The sequence below is a fragment of the Arthrobacter sp. NtRootA1 genome, from assembly GCF_019976975.1.
GTDB classification, from domain to species: Bacteria; Actinomycetota; Actinomycetes; order Actinomycetales; family Micrococcaceae; genus Arthrobacter; species Arthrobacter aromaticivorans.
The window spans coordinates 464,071-480,977 of the sequence record NZ_AP024630.1 but is presented as its reverse complement, the minus strand read 5'-3'; the positions used below and the strand labels follow the sequence as shown (position 1 = coordinate 480,977).

Below are 16,907 nucleotides of genomic sequence, written 5' to 3'. Positions count from 1 at the left end.
GAACCACACTGCGGAGACATCATGAATTCCCACATCCAAGAGTCCAGCCGGAACCGGCAGCTCACCGTCGACGAACTGCGCGAGTCCGTAGCAAGCGGCGAGATAGATACTGTCATCGTCGCCATCACCGACGCACTGGGTCGGCTCCAGGGCAAGCGTTGCGGTGCACGTTCCTTCCTCGAAGACGTTCTTGATCACGGCGCGGAGGGCTGCAACTACCTGCTCGCCGTGGATGTTGAGATGCAAACCGTGGACGGTTACGCGATGTCGTCCTGGGAAACGGGCTACGGGGATATGGTGATGCTGCCGGACGTTTCGACGCTTCGCCGGGTTCCCTGGCTCGAAGGCACAGCCATTGTGCAGTGCGATGTCCTGTGGACGGACCGGACACCGGTGGCAGCATCACCGCGGCAGATCCTGAAGGCCCAGATCGAGCGGCTCGAAAAGCTGGGCTACCGGGCCCATGTAGGGACCGAGCTTGAATTCCTGATGTTCGATGACTCATACAACCAGGCCTGGCAGAAGAACTACACCGGCCTCGCGCCGTCGACGCAGTACAACGTGGACTACTCGCTCCTTGCCACAGCCCGGTTGGAACCAGTGATCCGCTCAATTCGCAACAACATGGAAGCTGCAGGTCTGGTGGTCGAGTCGTCCAAGGGCGAATGCAATCTCGGGCAGCAGGAAATCACGTTCCGCTTCGATGAAGCCCTCGCCGCCTGCGATAAGCACACGTTCTACAAGAACGGGGCCAAGGAAATCGCCGACCAGCACGGCAAGAGCATCACGTTCATGTCCAAGTTCAATGAGCGTGAAGGCAACTCCTGCCACATCCACTTCAGCCTCACCGACCTGGACGGGAACCCCGTACTGGCGGGCGACGGCGAACACGGCTTTAGTCCCCTGATGGAACGGTTCGTTGCCGGTCAACTCGCGGCGCTGCGCGAACTCGCCTATTTCCTGGCGCCCAACATCAATTCCTACAAACGCTTCGTGGAGGGCAGCTTCGCACCAACTGCGATCGCTTGGGGCCTGGACAACCGCAGCTGCGCACTCCGCGTGGTGGGCCACGGCCGGGGCCTCCGCACTGAGAACCGTGTGGGCGGCGGCGACGTGAACCCCTATCTGGCAGTGGCTGCAATGATCGCCGCTGTCATCCATGGCATCGAAAACGATCTCCAGTTGCCGGCAATCACCAAGGGCAATGCTTACGAGTCGGACGCGGACCGCCTCCCCACCACGTTGCGGGACGCGCGGGACCTCCTGGCTGAAAGCAGCATTGCGCGCAAGGCTTTCGGCGACGACGTGGTGGATCACTACGTCCACGCCGCCAATGTGGAGCTCACCGCCTATGACAGCGCCATCACAGATTGGGAGCGGGTCCGTGGCTTCGAACGTCTCTGAAACTTACCGGCCGCGGATCGCGCTCACCAGTTACCTTCAAGAGGCATCTTGGGGAGTGTGGAATACGACGGCGGCGATTCTCCCGGGAACGTACGTGGAGGCGGTGGTCGCTGCCGGAGGAACACCCATCCTGCTCCCTCCGTTGGGCACCGACGAATCCGTGCTGGATCTGGTGGACGGCTTGATCGTGGTGGGAGGTCCCGACGTCGATCCTTCCCTCTACGGTGAGGCGCCCCACCCCGCAACCAAACCACAGCCGCTGCGCGACAGGCACGATTCCGCCCTGATCCGTGCCGCGCTTGAGCGCGAACTCCCGCTGTTCGCGATCTGCCGGGGAGCGCAACTCCTCAACGTCGTACTGGGCGGGACCTTGATCCAGCACATCCCCGACGTCATTCCTGACAGCAAGAGCCAGCCGGCACCTGGTGTTTATGGAGAGGCATCCTTCACCACCACCCCGGGCAGCCTCATCCACCACCTGCTGGGCGGCTCCGCCACGTCCCCCTGCTACCACCACCAAGCCTTGGAGACCGTGCCTGAAGCCCTGCGCGTCACGGCCCGCTCCGCGGATGGCCTGGCCCAGGCCGTTGAAGCAACCGAGGGCGGCTGGGTGCTGGGGGTCCAGTTCCATCCGGAACAGAACCCCGAGGATCTCCGGCTGTTCCGCGGCTTTGTGGAAGCTGCCGCCAGCTACCGCTCAGACCAGACCACAACCATGAAAGCGATGTCCCCCGCATGACAGCAACAGTGTTTGATGTGATCAATCCGGCCACGGAGGAGGTCATCCAGACCGTTCCCTTGGCTGGCCCGGCGGAAACGGACGCCGCCATTGCCAAGGCAGCCGCTGCCTACGAGACGTGGCGGGCCGTTGCCCCCGCGGACCGGGCGCTGCTGCTGCGACGGTTCGCTGCCGCCGTCGACAATGACCTGGAGAACCTCGCGCAACTGGAGGTGCGCAACGCCGGGCACACCATTGGCAACGCGCGATGGGAAGCGGGCAACGTCCGCGACGTCCTCAATTACTACTCAGCCGCTCCGGAACGTCACTTCGGTCGCCAGATTCCCGTGGCAGGCGGGGTCAACATGACCTTCCACGAGCCGCTGGGGGTTGTTGGCATCATTGTTCCCTGGAATTTCCCGATGCCGATAGCAGGATGGGGGTTCGCTCCCGCCCTGGCCGCAGGCAATACTGTGGTGCTCAAACCGGCGGAGGTGACACCGCTGACCGCTATCCGTCTTGGTGAGCTGGCTCTTGAGGCTGGCCTTCCTAAGGGCGTCTTCCAAGTGATTCCCGGCAAGGGTTCCGTGGTGGGCCAGCGGTTCGTGACGCATCCGGCGGTCAGGAAGGTGGTCTTCACTGGCTCGACCGGCGTGGGCAAGCAGATCATGGCCGGCTGCGCGGACCAGGTGAAGCGCGTGACGCTTGAACTGGGCGGCAAGAGCGCCAACATCGTTTTCGACGACGCCGATCTTGAGATGGCTGCGGCCGCCGCTCCCGGTGGCGCTTTCGACAATGCCGGGCAGGACTGCTGCGCACGCTCCAGGATCCTTGTGCAGCGCAGCGTCTATGACCGGTTCCTTGAGCTGTTGGAGCCAGAGGTCCTGGGCATGCGCGTCGGAGACCCTGCAGATCCGGCCACAACTATGGGCCCCCTGATTTCGGCCCAGCAACTCAGTACGGTGTCCGCTTTCGTGCCCGACGGCGCACCGGTCGCCTTCCGGGGGAAGGCGCCGGAGGGGCCGGGTTTCTGGTTCCCGCCCACAGTGCTGACGCCGGACCTGAAAGCTCCGTCATTCACGGATGAGATCTTCGGCCCGGTTGTTGCAGTTGTGCCGTTCGACGACGAAGCGGACGCCATCCGCATCGCCAACAACACCGAGTACGGCCTGTCTGGGTCCATCTGGACCTCAAAGGTGGACCGCGCACTGCGTGTAGCCCGGGGAGTCGAATCGGGCAACCTCTCGGTGAACTCCCATTCGTCCGTCCGGTACTCCACCCCGTTTGGCGGCTTCAAACAGTCAGGCCTTGGCCGCGAACTCGGCCCTGACGCGCTGGATGCCTTCAGCGAGGTCAAGAACGTCTTCATTTCCACCCAGTCAGCCTGATCTTTTTCCACTTTTCAAAGGAGAGCACCAATGCAATCAGTAGTTTCCAACCGTCTCGCCGGCCGCAGCGCAGTCATCACTGGCGGTGCCAGCGGCATCGGCCTGGCCACAGCACGCCGGATGGCCGCAGAAGGCGCCAACGTCGTGATCGCCGACATCGAACCGACCTCCGGGATTGCGGCCGCCAGCGAAGTAGACGGCTTGTTCGTCAAAGTTGACGTGACCAGCGAAGAAGAAGTCCGCAATCTCTACGCCCAGACCAAGGAGACGTATGGCAGCGTGGACATCGCCTTCAACAACGCCGGCATCTCCCCCGCCGACGACGCTTCGATCCTCGACACCGGCATCGACGCCTGGCGCAGGGTGCAGGAAGCGAACCTGACCTCCGTCTACTACTGCTGCAAGTACGCCATTCCCTACATGCAGGAGCAGGGCAAGGGCTCCATCATCAACACGGCATCGTTCGTGGCTGTCATGGGCGCTGCAACTTCACAGATTTCCTACAGCGCGTCCAAGGGCGGTGTTCTCTCCATGAGCCGGGAACTCGGCGTCGAGTTTGCGCGGCAGGGCATCCGAATCAACGCGCTCTGCCCCGGCCCCGTGAACACTCCCCTGTTGAAGGAACTCTTCGCCAAGGATCCGGAAAAGGCAGCCCGCCGACTGGTCCACGTGCCTCTGGGTCGCTTTGCCGAACCGGAGGAACTGGCCGCGGCCGTCGCGTTCCTCGCCAGCGACGACGCTTCCTTCATTACGGCCTCCACGTTCCTGGTGGATGGCGGTATCTCAGGGGCTTACGTCACTCCCCTTTCGTAACTCCCTGGGAAGCTCGACGGCGGGTGCGGACTTTTCGTGAAGTCCGCACCCGCCGTCGGGCTTTAACGCTCTCTCACATCCCAACCGTTTCCCCGATGCTCGCTCACATCCCAACCGTTCCACCCCAAAAAACGGCTATTGACGTTCCGATAGTTACCGATATATCGTTAACTATCGCCGATATTCCTTCGGCGAACCACTACCGAAAGGACGATGCTGTTATGAAAGGCATCAACGAACACGACAACAATTTCCCTGAACACGGCCACGGACATCCCGAGCATGGACATGGTCGAGGTCGCTTCAATCGAGGCAAAGGCCGTCGCGGACCGGGCGGCCACGGCGGGGGCGGATTCGGGCCGGGCTTCGGTCCGGGATTCGGACCTGGCGGGTTTGGCCCTGGCGGCTTCGGTCCCCGCGGCTTCGGGCCGGGCGGTCCACGGCGCAACCGCGGCGACGTCCGCGCGGCGATCCTCTCCCTGCTGGCCGAGGCTCCTTCCAACGGCTACGGACTGATCAAGACCATCGCCGAGAAGACCTCCGGAGCCTGGCGGCCCAGCCCCGGATCCGTCTACCCCACCTTGCAGCAGCTGGTTGATGAAGAGCTCATCACAGCCGCGGGCGAGGGGCGTCGGACGGAATTCACATTGACGGACGACGGCCGCGCCTACGTTGCCGAGCATGAAGAAGAACTCGCCAACGCCTGGAACACCGAGGCGGACGGAAACATGCAAGAGTTCCACCAAAGCATCGGGAAACTCATGGGCGTCGTCCACCAGTTCCGCGGTGCGGCAACCGACGAACAACGCAGGGCGGCAATCGAGAAGCTCGATGAAACCCGGCGCGCGCTGTACCTGATCCTGGCCGACTAATTCCTCCAATCCACCCCCTTGACCTTGACGTAACGTCAACCATTACTGTCAAAGGACAAGCCAGGAACAAGAGGGCCAGGACGGAGGAGACATGGACTGGTCGATCCAGGAAATCGCCAAGATGGCAGGGACCACCAGCCGCACGCTGCGTCATTACGACGATATTGGGCTGCTCAAGCCAAGCCGGACCGGTCATAACGGCTACCGCTATTACGACGGTCCGGCTTTGGTGCAGCTTCAGCGGATCCTCCTGCTCAGGGAGCTTGGACTTGGCTTGCCCGCGATTGCGGACGTGCTTGCCAGGGAGACCGACACCGTCAAGGCGTTGAGCGGCCACCTGGAATGGCTTGGGCAAGAGCAGGACCGCCTGTCGCGGCAAATCGCGTCGGTGCGGCAAACCATTGACACGTTGAAAGGGGATGGAAAGTACATGGCACAGGACATGTTTGACGGCTTCGACCACACTCAGTACAAGGACGAGGTAGAGGAGCGCTGGGGCAAGGACGCTTACGCCACCAGTGACGCTTGGTGGCGCGGTATGAGCGCCGAAGAAAAGCAGCAATGGAAGGAACGCTCCCGGAAACTGGGGAGCGACTGGATCTCCGCTGCGACGTCCGGAATCACACCCGACAGCGCTGAAGCACAAGAACTGGCAAGGCGCCACGTCGAGTGGCTCCGCGGAATCCCCGGCACACCGTCCGCCACTCCCGGTGGAGACGTAAAGGGCTACGTCACAGGCCTCGGCGAAATGTACGTCGCTGACCCTCGATTTGCCGCGAACTATGGCGGGGAGTCAGGAGCGACGTTCGTCCGGGACGCCCTGCGCGTTTACGCAGAAGGAAACCTGTAGTCGTCCGGGATGCGCTGATCCGGGTTTGGCAATAGTCTGACCGAATGGGTACAAGCACCGCAAAGTCCGGCGAACAGGTTGACAGGCAAGCACGCATTCTCGAGGCTGCCTTGGAACTGTTGTCACGCCACGGCATTTCGGGCATCAACATGCGTGCCGTGTCACGCGAAGCCGGTGTGGCGCTGGGGCTCGTGAACTACTACTACGAGGACAAGTCGAGCTTGATCCGCGCGGTGCTGCACCGGATCGAAGAGCACGACCTCATGCTCGTGGAGCCGGAGCCGGCGTCAACCCCTGAGGAGCAACTCCGGGAGTCACTTCGGCGCGTTGCAGACCCCGATCTCCTGACCACTCCGTATCTGTCCCTCCGCCTCCACCTCTGGGCCCTCGCCCAAGCTCACGAGGACTTTGCACGGATCAACGCGGCGGCCTTCGACCGGTATCTGGACGGGCTTGCCACACTCATAGGGAATGCCAAACCAGAGCTTTCCGCCGATGAGAGCAGTGAGCGCGCAGCAGACATCGTCGTCGTGCAAAACGGCATGTGGCTCACCACGCTCCTGGGCATAGACAAGGCGGCCATCGAGCGTGGCATTGCCCGCACGGAGCAGATCGCTTTCGCCCCTTCGCGTCACAGCGACCGTTGAGACGCATGCACACCAGTCCACATGATGGGACGTTTTTGCTCGAATAGTGGACGCACCCTCTAGCCTGCACTGTATGGATGATCGTCGGATAACCTCAGCGGACCTTCCGCCCTTTGTTGATGCCGAATGGCTCAAGGCACACCGAACCAACGTTGTCACCACTGATGTTCGGTGGTACCTCGACGGCGCGTCAGGCCGTGCAGCGTACGACGGCGGGCATCTTCCAGACGCGGTGTTCGTGGACCTGGACTCTTGGCTGTCGGGCAGCTCGGGACCACACGGCCTGAACCCTCTTCCCGACCCCGAAGTGTTCGCACAGGGAATGTCTTCCTTGGGAATCGGCGACTCAACGACCGTCGTCGCGTATGACGACGCGGGAGGAGTCATCGCAGCGCGGCTCGTGTGGATGCTGCGTGCGCTGGGGCATCGGGCGGCGCTGCTCGACGGCGGGATTGCCGCGTGGACAGGACCGCTCGAGACGATACCCGCCAAGCCGACGCCCGCGACTTTCACGCCGTCTCCGTGGCCGAAGGAGCTTCTAGCCCGGCTTGAGGACATTAGCGCAGGGGCTGCCGGGATCATTCTCGACGCCCGGAATGCCGACCGCTTCGACGGAAGCCTGCAGCTGCCCACCGATCCCCAAGCCGGACACATCCCCGGCGCCGTGAACGTCCCGTGCCGTGGGAACCTCGCCCCGGATGGACGCCTGCGCCCGATCGCCGAGGTCCGACGAGCGTTTGCGAAGGTTGGGATCGAAGATGCGACTGCCGTCATCTCCTACTGTGGATCAGGCGTCACGGCCTGCCACAACCTTCTCGCTCTCGAGCATGCAGGACTTGGCCGCGGCCGCCTCTACGCAGGCGGGTGGTCAGAGTACGGAGCCGAGCCCGGCCGCCGGGCCGAGCTTGGCTGACAGTCGCCGCCCATGGGAATCGCCGGTGGTTTGCGTAGCAACACTGCACCCAAACCGCCCCTGCAGAGCAGCCTCCTTACTCCCCGTCAGGGGCCTATTGACCGCGTATTTGGGCGGGTCTAGCGTTGCGAATGGCAGTGGGATCATCCCCCGCCAATCCCATTGGAGGTCCATTATGGCCATTGCAGTAATCATGGATTTCACCGAAGGCACCCTGGAGGATTATGACAAAGTGGTGCAGCGACTAGGACTCGCTCCGGGCGGACCCGGGGCCCCGGGCGGGCTTTTCCATTGGGTATCGGGGACTGACCATGGCGCCCGGATCGTGGATGTATGGCGGACCCGCGAACAAGCCGATTCCTTCTATCAAAACAAGCTCGGCCCAGTTACAGCCGAACTCGGAATCGCGCAGCCGGAGATCAGCTATTTCGATGTCCACAATTTCCAGACGGCGGGACCTGAGGACTGACAGCCTCGCAGAGTCTGACGCGGGACGCCGGCCCCCGCCGTCCCGGTTTTTGAGCTACACCACCTTAAGGAGAAGTCCATGGCACTGTCCGTTGTTACCCACAAAGTGGCTGATTTTGGCGCATGGCATGACGTCTATAAAAGCGTTGCGGATCTGCAGGCCGCGGGCGGCGTCACACAGGAATCTTTCCACCGGAAGGCGGATGACCCCGACACCGTGCTCGTGCTGCACTATTTTGACTCAGTAGAGAAGGCGCAGGCCTTCTTCGCCAACCCCGAACTCCAGGAAGCCATGAAACGCGGTGGAGTCATCGGAGAGCCAAGAATCGAATTCTACGAATAGCCCCTTCGGACCACGACGGCGCCCTCCGGCAACGGGTAGGGGCGCCGTTGTTGTCTGCCCCGGAATGGCAGTAGCAGTACCTAACGCGCAGCCCGAAAATTTTGAACATTTGTTCATACGTACCCTTGAACAGATGTTCAAGATGCACTAATCTCCAATGTATGACCCAAGCCACATTCTCCGAAACCGCATCCACGCTTTTCATCAACGGCTCGTGGGAGCCGGCTGCGTCCGGCGCGGTCCGCACAATCCACAACCCGGCCGACGGCGAACTGGTCGCCACGGTGTCTGAAGCCAGCCGCGAAGATGCCGAGCGCGCCATTTCTGCCGCTCGGGCAGCCTTTGACTCCGGCGTTTGGTCTTCTGTCCCGGCGCCCGATCGCGGTGCGTTCCTGCTGAAGGTCGCCGCGGAACTGCGCGAACGCCGGGAGAAGTTCGCCCGCGCCGAATCGCTGGACACCGGCAAGCGGATCATCGAAAGCCGTATCGACATTGACGACATCGCTGCCTGCTTCGAATATTTCGGAAGGCTCGCCGGGCAGTCGGCGGGCCGGGTAGTCGATGCCGGGGACAACGCCGTCGCCAGCAAAATCGTCTACGAGCCCGTTGGCGTCTGCGGTTTGATCACGCCGTGGAACTACCCGCTGCTGCAGGCCGCATGGAAGATCGCGCCCGCACTGGCCGCTGGCTGCACTTTCGTCCTCAAGCCGGCCGAGCTGACCCCGTCCACCGCAATCCTTGCCATGCAGCTGCTCAAGGACCTTGGCCTGCCCGACGGCGTCGCCAACCTCGTGACTGGCCCGGGCGCCAAGGCGGGCGCACCCCTCTCGGAGCACCCTGACATTGACCTGGTCTCCTTCACCGGCGGATTGGAAACCGGCAAGCGCATTGCCGCCGCCGCAGCCGGCACTGTTAAGAAGCTGGCGCTTGAGCTCGGCGGCAAGAACCCCAACGTCGTGTTTGCTGACGCTGATTTCGACGCCGCCGTAGACAATGCGCTGAACGGGGCCTTTGTGCACTCAGGCCAGGTCTGCTCCGCCGGGGCACGGCTGGTGGTGGAGGAATCCATCGCCGAGCGCTTCGTCGACGAGCTGGTCCGCAGGGCAAAGGACATCCGCCTCGGTGGCCCGTTCGATGAGTCCGCCGAGACCGGACCGCTGATTTCTGCAGCCCACCGCGACAAGGTGGATGCCTACGTCCAGCGTGGCGTGGCGGAAGGCGCACGGTTGCGGTGTGGTGGCGCAGCGCCTGAAGGAGAGAAGTACGACGCCGGCTATTACTACCAGCCGACCATCCTGGATCGCGTCCAACGGGGAATGTCGGTTGTGGTCGACGAAGCCTTCGGCCCGGTAGTAACGGTGGAAACCTTCCGGACGGAAGACGAAGCCGTGGCCACCGCGAACGACACCATCTACGGACTGGCCGGCGCAGTCTGGACCCAGGATGCAGGCAAGGCTCAGCGGGTAGCAGGCCGCCTGCGCCACGGCACCGTTTGGATCAACGACTACCACCCCTACCTTCCACAGGCCGAATGGGGCGGCTTCGGCCAGTCCGGCGTCGGCCGCGAGCTCGGTCCCACCGGACTCGCTGAATACCAGGAAGCCAAGCACATCTACCAGAACACCAACCCGCAGGTAACGGGCTGGTTCGCTGACCGCAGCAAGGAGAAATAGATGCACACCGACAACATTGAGAACCTCAATGACCGAGGGTTCGACTACGTCGTCATCGGCGGCGGCTCTGCCGGCGCTGCAGTGGCCGCACGACTGAGCGAGGATCCTTCCGTTTCCGTTGCACTGGTTGAAGCTGGTCCGGATGACCGCGGCCTCCCTGAGATTCTGCAGCTTGACCGATGGATGGAACTGCTGGAGTCGGGGTATGACTGGGACTACCCAGTGGAACCGCAGGAGAACGGCAACTCCTTCATGCGCCATGCCCGCGCCAAGGTCATGGGTGGCTGCTCGAGCCATAACTCATGCATCGCTTTCTGGGCTCCCCGCGAGGACCTGGACGAGTGGGAGTCAAAGTATGGCGCCACCGGCTGGAACGCTGCTGCCGCCTGGCCCTTGTACAAGCGACTGGAAACCAACGAGGATGCAGGCCCGGAGGCTCCTCACCATGGCGACTCGGGGCCCGTGCACCTGATGAACGTGCCCCCGGCGGATCCCACCGGCGTCGCGCTTCTTGACGCCTGCGAGCAGGCCGGCATCCCCCGCGCAAAGTTCAATGACGGCAGCACTGTCATCAACGGGGCCAATTTCTTCCAGATCAACCGCCGTGCGGACGGGACGCGTTCCTCCAGTTCGGTTTCCTACATCCACCCCATCATCGATCGTGAAAATTTCACGCTGCTGACCGGCCTGCGTGCCCGCCAACTGGTGTTCGACGCAGACAAGCGCTGCACCGGCGTCGACGTCGTCGACTCGGCTTTCGGCCGGACCCACCGGCTCACAGCGCATCGCGAGGTCATCCTGTCCACGGGAGCCATCGACTCTCCCAAGCTCCTCATGCTGTCCGGCATCGGCCCGGCCGAGCATCTCGCAGCACACGGCATCGACGTGGTGGTCGATTCCCCCGGTGTCGGCGAGCACCTGCAGGACCACCCGGAAGGCGTGGTGCAGTTCGAGGCAAAGCAGCCGATGGTGGAGAGCTCCACCCAGTGGTGGGAGATCGGTATCTTCACCCCCACCGAAGAGGGTTTGGATCGCCCCGACCTGATGATGCATTACGGCTCTGTCCCGTTCGACATGAACACCCTTCGGTACGGCTACCCCACCACGGAGAATGGCTTCAGCCTCACCCCGAACGTCACCCACGCCCGTTCCCGCGGAACCGTCCGGCTCCGCAGCCGGGACTTCCGCGACAAGCCGATGGTTGACCCCCGCTACTTCACGGATCCGGAGGGCCACGACATGCGGGTCATGGTTGCCGGCATCCGCAAGGCGCGGGAAATCGCCGCGCAGCCCGCCATGGCTGAATGGGCCGGCCGGGAGCTCTCCCCTGGTATCGAGGCACAGACGGACGAGGAACTGCAGGATTACATCCGCAAAACGCACAACACGGTCTACCACCCCGTCGGCACTGTCCGGATGGGTCCCGTGGACGATGACATGTCCCCGCTGGATCCGGAGTTGCGGGTCAAGGGCGTCACCGGCCTGCGCGTTGCGGATGCCTCCGTCATGCCCGAGCACGTCACCGTCAATCCCAACATCACCGTCATGATGATTGGTGAGCGATGCGCGGACCTCATCAAGGCCAGCCGGACAGATGAAACCACGACGGCGGTGGCGGACTTCAGCTTGACCCCCGCCTGAGCAGGTGGTTGCCACTGAAAGCACCGGTGGAGGGTGCACACCCAGCGCCCCCACCGGCGTTTTCCGTGCCCGCGTTTCCGTGCTCACGTTTCCGTGTCCGCGTTTCCGCGTCCAGGGGCGCTATGCCTGAAAAGGCGCCACATTATCTTGAACATTTGTTCATAACAAGTCTTGAACGCCTGTTCAATCTGAACTAACCTCTTCTTATGACCCACGCCACACCTATACGGTTGCGGCTTGGCGGGCATGGTCCGGACTTCGACCACATCGAAGGCCCAGCCAGCCCCGTAACAACAAATGGGGGAACAGCCGGAGGCACATAGTGGTGCCCGGCCTTTTGATTTCGACTGCGACCAATGGCGGCCGCAGGTCATCACCATTCGGTGCACGTCTGAGTTAGGAGTTCGAATGTCAGAACCCAGCAAATTAGGACCCAGCAAGAGCGATGCAAGCGGCATGGACGAGTTTGGCTACGCGCAAACCCTTGACCGCAGCATCGGCAAGTTCGCCAGCTTCGCCGCCGGCGTCAGCTACATCTCCATCCTCACCGGCGTTTTTCAACTCTTTTACTTCGGCTTTTCCACGGCCGGACCCGCCTACGCGTGGTCATGGCCCATCGTCTTTGTCGGCCAGCTGATGGTGGCCCTGTGCTTTGCCGAATTGGCCGGCCGCTACCCGGTGGCTGGATCTGTGTACAACTGGGCCAAACGGCTCTCAAGCGGAACGTGGGCCTGGTTGGCGGGCTGGTTGCTCCTGCTTTCCTCGATCATGGCGCTGGGATCAGTTGCCTTGGCCCTTCAAATCACCCTGCCGCAGATCTGGAGCGGCTTCCAGCTTGTGGGCGATGGAACCGGCCCTTACGACTTCGCCGTCAACGGTGTCATCCTCGCCAGCATCATGATCGGCATTTCCACACTCATCAACGCTTTCGGCGTGAAACTCATGACCATGATCAACAGTGTGGGCGTATTCGTAGAACTGGTTGCCGCCGTCCTGCTGATCGCGGCGCTGATTTGGCATTCAGTACGGGGACCGGAAGTCCTCCTGGACACTGCCGGATTCGGCGAAGGACATCCCCTGGGCTTCTTCGGGGTGTTCATGATTGCCGCCATGGCCTCCGGCTACGTCATGTACGGGTTCGACACCGCCAGCTCCCTCGGCGAGGAAACCAAGGACCCCAAGCGCACGGCTCCCAAGGCTATCCTGCGTGCTGTTACGGCGTCCTTCCTCTTGGGCGGACTACTCCTCCTTGGCGGAATCCTGGCCGCACCCGATCTGTCCGATCCCAAGCTGGGAGCTGCCGATGGCGGTTTGCAGTACATCGTTCTTTCGGTGCTGGGCGGCCCCTTCGGCAAGGCCTTCCTGGTCTGCATCGTGGTGGCAGTCGTGGTCTGCACGCTGGCCGTGCATGCAGCAGCAATCCGCATGATGTTCGCCATGGCCAGGGACAACAACCTCCCCTTCAGCCGCCAGCTCAGCAAAGTTCACCCCACCCGCAAAACCCCCACGGTGGCTGCCATCGTTATCGGTACAGTGGCGGTGATCCCGCTGATCGTCAACATCTCCCAGCCGGCCATCTTCACGATTCTTTCCAGCATCAGCATCGTCCTGATCTACCTCTCCTACCTGCTGGTCACCGTGCCAATGCTGCGGCGCCGGTTCCTTAAGAAGTGGCCCCTGAAGGACGACGGATCCGAACCGGGGTTCAGCCTCGGCAAATGGGGACTGCCCGTGAACATAGTGGCAGTGCTCTGGGGTGGAGCGATGACGTTGAACCTGATCTGGCCACGGCCGGAGATTTACAACTCAGTACCGCCCTTCGAGTGGTACCTGCAGTGGGGCGGCGTTATGTTCGTTGCTGCGGTGATCATCGGCGGAACGCTCCTTTACCGCCTCCGCATCAGGCACCGGACCGGGGTTTTGGCCGAGCACGCTGCTGCGGCCCCCTCCCCCGAACCAGCCTCCCCGGAGCCAGCCTCGGCAGAGCCTATCCAGGTCCTAACCCGAAGCTAATAGCAGTTTCCAAATGAGGGCATCTCTTCGCCGGCGTTCCGCGGGCGAAGAGATGCCCTCATTGTCGATTTAGACGAACGCCGACTTTCCCGTTACCGCCCTGGCCACGATCATGGAGTTGATCTCGTAACTGCCCTCGTAGGTGTACAGGATTTCGGCGTCGCCAAAGAGCTTGCCCATCTCGTAATCCGTGGTGATGCCGTTTCCGCCCATCAGGGATCGGCCCATAGCCACGGACGAGCGCGCCAAGCGTGTGGTGGTCGCCTTGCACATCGCGGCCTGCACCATTTCCAGCTTGCCCGCTTGTTGGATACGTGCGAGTTCCACCATCAAGGACAGTGAGGCATTGGCGTTGCCCAGGATGTCCGCAAGTTGCTGCTGGATGAGCTGGAACCTGGCCAATTCCTTGCCGAACTGCTTGCGTTCCAGCGCGTAGGAACGGGCAATATCGAAGGCCGCCAATTGGATGCCTGCAGCCTGCCAACCAACCCAGGCCCGCGAATCCCGCAGCAGGTCATTGGCCCGCGAAAACGCCGTGGCGCCGGGCAGCACGTTATCCACGGGAATCCGGACGTCGTCCAGTGTGATGTCCGCATTCTGCATGATGCGGAGGCCGATCTTGTTGGTGATCTTGGTGGCCGAGTAGCCTGCCCGGTCCGCCTCCACGATGAAGCCCTTGATCTGGTGATCAGACACATCACGGGCCCACACCAAGGCGAAGTCGGCAATCGTGCCGGCCCCAATCCAGCGCTTGGCACCGTTGATGACCCATTCGCCGCCGTCGCGTCGCGCCGTCGTCGAGAGTCCTCCGGCGATGTCCGATCCGTGGTCCGGTTCCGTGAGCGCGAAGGCGCCCAACTGGGTAAAGGCCTCCAGCCCCGGCAGCCACTTCCGCTTTTGTTCGGGAGAGCCAAGTTCATGGATCATGCCGACGATGAGTTCGTTATGGATGCCCACCAGCGCGGAAAGCGATACGTCCGCCCGGGCAATCTCGGTGTACATGAGGCCCTTGAACAGCTTGGAGGAGCCGTCGGTCTGCAGCCCGCCGAGCCCATATTTGGCCATCTCGGCCAGGAGCCCGAACGGGAACTCTTCTCGGTTCCAGTATTCGATGCTGGCGGCGCGGATCCGCGTTTGGAGGAACTCCCGCACCTCCGCGTACCGCGCCCGCTCCCCCGCAGGAAGCAGGTCTACCACGTGCATCAGGTCCGCCTCCGGATAAGGAGGGAGGACTTTCTGTGTCGGTTCGCCGCTGGTAACGGTGCCGGCAGCTGCTTTTTCGTCGAGCATTTGACCCCTTCGTCATGTCCAACGCAGGCTCTTCCAAACCCTTGGATGTCCTAGTATATTGCAAGGTGATGTGGACCACTAGGCGGGATGCTCCGGCGACGGCGCCGAGGCAGTATTCCCCAGCGAAAGGCGGACTATGACAGTCACAGAAGACTTCCGTGCGGCCCGTGACCGGCTGCTGGAACTGCGCGAGGACTACAAGCAGGCGCACAGTGAATTCGAATGGCCACGTTTTGACGAATTCAACTTCGCCCTGGATTGGTTCGACCAGATTGCTGCGGATCCGGAACGGGGAAACAAACCGGCACTGGTCATCGTGGAGCAGGACGGCAGTTCCACACGGCGCACGTTCGCGGACCTTTCAAAGCGGTCCTCCCAACTTGCCAACTGGCTGCGCAACGAGGGCGTCAAGCGCGGGGACCACATGATCATCATGCTCGGCAACCAGGTGGAGCTATGGGAGCTCATGCTGGCCGGCATCAAGCTGGGCATCGTCATGATCCCCACCACCACCCTCATGGTCGCCCGGGATCTTCAAGACCGGGTAGAACGCGGCGGCGCAAACTGGGTGGCCGCGGGTAGCGCCAACATTGGGAAGTTCACCGCTGTGGAGGGCGATTACACGCTGATCGAGATCGGCGCGGAACCCTCCAATGCCGAAGCCAAGCAGTATGCAGATTCATTCTCCGCACCGCAAGAGTTCACGCCCGACGCCCCCACCAAAGCGGACGAGACAATGCTGCTCTACTTCACGTCCGGCACCACTTCGCGGGCCAAGCTCGTGGAGCACACCCACACCTCCTACCCCGTGGGCCACCTTTCCACGATGTACTGGATCGGCCTTGAACCCGGCGACGTGCACCTCAATGTCGCCTCCCCCGGCTGGGCCAAGCACGCCTGGTCCAACGTCTTCACACCCTGGATCGCCGAGGCCTGCGTCTTCATCTACAACTACGAACGCTTCAACGCAGCCGCCCTCATGGACCAAATGGGCCGCGAAGGAGTCACGAGTTTCTGCGCGCCGCCAACCGTCTGGCGCATGCTCATCCAGGCAGACCTCACGCAACTGGCCTCGCCGCCCCAAAAGGTGGTGTCCGCCGGCGAACCGCTGAATGCGGAAGTCATCGGCCAGGTGGAGGAAGCCTGGGGCGTCACCATCCGCGACGGTTTCGGCCAGACCGAATCCACCGTCCAGATCGCGAACACGCCGGCACAGCCGGTGAAGATCGGTTCCATGGGACGCCCGCTGCCCGGGTACGACGCCGTCCTTGTGGACCCGCTCACCGGACAAGAAGCCGACGACGGCGAGCTCTGCCTGCGCTTGGACCCCCGGCCCGTGGGGCTCATGAAGAGTTACTTCGGCGATGAAGCGAAAACAGCAGAAGCGTTCCGCGACGGTTATTACCACACCGGGGATATGGCGAGCCGGGACGCCGACGGCGTCATCACCTATGTGGGCCGGGACGACGACGTTTTTAAGTCCTCCGACTACCGTTTGTCGCCCTTCGAACTCGAAAGCGTACTGATCGAACACCCCGCAGTGGCGGAGGCCGCCGTCGTACCTTCGCCTGACCCCGTGAAGCTTTCGGTGCCGAAAGCGTTTGTGGTGCTCGCCGCCGGCTACGAACCCGGACCTGCCGTTGCCGAGGACATCCTGCGATACTGTCGGGAGCACCTGGCGCCCTTCAAACGGATCCGGCGACTCGAATTCGGCGAACTGCCCAAGACCATTTCAGGCAAGATCAGGCGCGTGGAACTACGCGGCACGGAAGTGGCGCGCCACGGCAGCGGACCGCTGCCGGCCGGTCTCGGCCTGGAGTACACCGAGGAAGAGTTCCCGAATCTGAAAGACTAGCCACCCGAGCAACGAAGGA

The 16,907-nt window shown here is 62.5% G+C and carries 15 protein-coding genes; 14 read left to right on the top strand and 1 reads right to left on the bottom strand.

Going from position 1 to position 16,907, the window contains the following annotated elements; all coding sequences use genetic code 11:
• The first annotated feature begins 21 nt into the window (after positions 1–21).
• The 13 genes from LDN90_RS02355 (at position 22) to LDN90_RS02295 (ending at position 13,743) form a co-directional block, all read left to right on the top strand.
• The gene (locus LDN90_RS02355; protein WP_223947768.1) at positions 22–1,404 is read left to right on the top strand and encodes a glutamine synthetase family protein; all 1,383 of its coding nucleotides are present in this window, start codon (positions 22–24) and stop codon (positions 1,402–1,404) included.
• Complete coding sequence (locus LDN90_RS02350) at positions 1,385–2,143, top strand: gamma-glutamyl-gamma-aminobutyrate hydrolase family protein (protein WP_223947767.1); 759 nt, start codon at positions 1,385–1,387, stop codon at positions 2,141–2,143. The genes LDN90_RS02355 and LDN90_RS02350 overlap by 20 nt, the downstream gene beginning before the upstream one ends.
• Entirely contained in the window at positions 2,140–3,510 is a 1,371-nt protein-coding gene (locus LDN90_RS02345) for an aldehyde dehydrogenase family protein (RefSeq protein ID WP_223947766.1), read from the top strand. Before LDN90_RS02350 ends, LDN90_RS02345 begins: the two co-directional genes overlap by 4 nt.
• A 30-nt stretch (positions 3,511–3,540) precedes the next feature.
• Entirely contained in the window at positions 3,541–4,323 is a 783-nt protein-coding gene (locus LDN90_RS02340; RefSeq protein WP_223947765.1) for a 3-oxoacyl-ACP reductase, read from the top strand.
• A gap of 221 nt (positions 4,324–4,544) precedes the next feature.
• Positions 4,545–5,195, top strand: coding sequence for a PadR family transcriptional regulator (locus LDN90_RS02335; RefSeq protein ID WP_223947764.1), 651 nt, complete (start codon positions 4,545–4,547; stop codon positions 5,193–5,195).
• Positions 5,196–5,286: 91 nt separating this feature from the next.
• Positions 5,287–6,045 (top strand): MerR family transcriptional regulator, encoded by a 759-nt coding sequence (locus tag LDN90_RS02330; RefSeq protein WP_223947763.1) that lies wholly within the window; start codon positions 5,287–5,289, stop codon positions 6,043–6,045.
• Between the two features lie 44 nt (positions 6,046–6,089).
• A complete protein-coding gene (locus LDN90_RS02325; RefSeq protein ID WP_223947762.1) occupies positions 6,090–6,692 on the top strand; it encodes a TetR/AcrR family transcriptional regulator in 603 nt (200 codons plus the stop codon).
• A 73-nt stretch (positions 6,693–6,765) separates the two neighbouring features.
• The gene (locus tag LDN90_RS02320) at positions 6,766–7,605 is read left to right on the top strand and encodes a sulfurtransferase (RefSeq protein WP_223947761.1); all 840 of its coding nucleotides are present in this window, start codon (positions 6,766–6,768) and stop codon (positions 7,603–7,605) included.
• Between the two features lie 175 nt (positions 7,606–7,780).
• Entirely contained in the window at positions 7,781–8,074 is a 294-nt protein-coding gene (locus tag LDN90_RS02315) for a hypothetical protein (RefSeq protein ID WP_216922182.1), read from the top strand.
• A gap of 78 nt (positions 8,075–8,152) precedes the next feature.
• Positions 8,153–8,416, top strand: coding sequence for an antibiotic biosynthesis monooxygenase (locus tag LDN90_RS02310; protein ID WP_216922184.1), 264 nt, complete (start codon positions 8,153–8,155; stop codon positions 8,414–8,416).
• A 161-nt stretch (positions 8,417–8,577) separates the two neighbouring features.
• The gene (locus LDN90_RS02305; RefSeq protein WP_223947760.1) at positions 8,578–10,089 is read left to right on the top strand and encodes an aldehyde dehydrogenase family protein; all 1,512 of its coding nucleotides are present in this window, start codon (positions 8,578–8,580) and stop codon (positions 10,087–10,089) included.
• Positions 10,090–11,730, top strand: a complete 1,641-nt coding sequence (locus LDN90_RS02300) for a GMC oxidoreductase (protein WP_223947759.1) — start codon at positions 10,090–10,092, stop codon at positions 11,728–11,730. It begins immediately after the preceding gene.
• 408 nt (positions 11,731–12,138) lie between these two features.
• Positions 12,139–13,743: an APC family permease gene (locus LDN90_RS02295; RefSeq protein WP_223947758.1), complete on the top strand. Its 1,605-nt coding sequence runs from the start codon at positions 12,139–12,141 to the stop codon at positions 13,741–13,743.
• 69 nt (positions 13,744–13,812) lie between these two features.
• On the opposite strand, the gene LDN90_RS02290 is transcribed toward LDN90_RS02295, so the two are convergent.
• Positions 13,813–15,033 (bottom strand): acyl-CoA dehydrogenase family protein, encoded by a 1,221-nt coding sequence (locus LDN90_RS02290; RefSeq protein WP_223947757.1) that lies wholly within the window; start codon positions 15,031–15,033, stop codon positions 13,813–13,815.
• Between the two features lie 136 nt (positions 15,034–15,169).
• Between LDN90_RS02290 and LDN90_RS02285 the strand changes: the two genes are divergently transcribed.
• Entirely contained in the window at positions 15,170–16,888 is a 1,719-nt protein-coding gene (locus LDN90_RS02285) for an AMP-binding protein (RefSeq protein WP_223947756.1), read from the top strand.
• Positions 16,889–16,907: the final 19 nt, after the last annotated feature.

What these genes read in the sequence shown, in the direction of transcription:
- LDN90_RS02330 (WP_223947763.1), top strand. Translation starts at nt 5,287, where the DNA reads ATGGACTGGTCGATCCAGGAAATCGCCAAGATGGCAGGGACCACCAGC.
- LDN90_RS02335 (WP_223947764.1), top strand. Translation starts at nt 4,545, where the DNA reads ATGAAAGGCATCAACGAACACGACAACAATTTCCCTGAACACGGCCAC.
- LDN90_RS02355 (WP_223947768.1), top strand. Translation starts at nt 22, where the DNA reads ATGAATTCCCACATCCAAGAGTCCAGCCGGAACCGGCAGCTCACCGTC.
- LDN90_RS02305 (WP_223947760.1), top strand. Translation starts at nt 8,578, where the DNA reads ATGACCCAAGCCACATTCTCCGAAACCGCATCCACGCTTTTCATCAAC.
- LDN90_RS02310 (WP_216922184.1), top strand. Translation starts at nt 8,153, where the DNA reads ATGGCACTGTCCGTTGTTACCCACAAAGTGGCTGATTTTGGCGCATGG.
- LDN90_RS02315 (WP_216922182.1), top strand. Translation starts at nt 7,781, where the DNA reads ATGGCCATTGCAGTAATCATGGATTTCACCGAAGGCACCCTGGAGGAT.
- LDN90_RS02285 (WP_223947756.1), top strand. Translation starts at nt 15,170, where the DNA reads ATGACAGTCACAGAAGACTTCCGTGCGGCCCGTGACCGGCTGCTGGAA.
- LDN90_RS02320 (WP_223947761.1), top strand. Translation starts at nt 6,766, where the DNA reads ATGGATGATCGTCGGATAACCTCAGCGGACCTTCCGCCCTTTGTTGAT.
- LDN90_RS02290 (WP_223947757.1), bottom strand. Translation starts at nt 15,033, where the DNA reads ATGCTCGACGAAAAAGCAGCTGCCGGCACCGTTACCAGCGGCGAACCG.
- LDN90_RS02300 (WP_223947759.1), top strand. Translation starts at nt 10,090, where the DNA reads ATGCACACCGACAACATTGAGAACCTCAATGACCGAGGGTTCGACTAC.
- LDN90_RS02295 (WP_223947758.1), top strand. Translation starts at nt 12,139, where the DNA reads ATGTCAGAACCCAGCAAATTAGGACCCAGCAAGAGCGATGCAAGCGGC.
- LDN90_RS02340 (WP_223947765.1), top strand. Translation starts at nt 3,541, where the DNA reads ATGCAATCAGTAGTTTCCAACCGTCTCGCCGGCCGCAGCGCAGTCATC.
- LDN90_RS02325 (WP_223947762.1), top strand. Translation starts at nt 6,090, where the DNA reads ATGGGTACAAGCACCGCAAAGTCCGGCGAACAGGTTGACAGGCAAGCA.
- LDN90_RS02345 (WP_223947766.1), top strand. Translation starts at nt 2,140, where the DNA reads ATGACAGCAACAGTGTTTGATGTGATCAATCCGGCCACGGAGGAGGTC.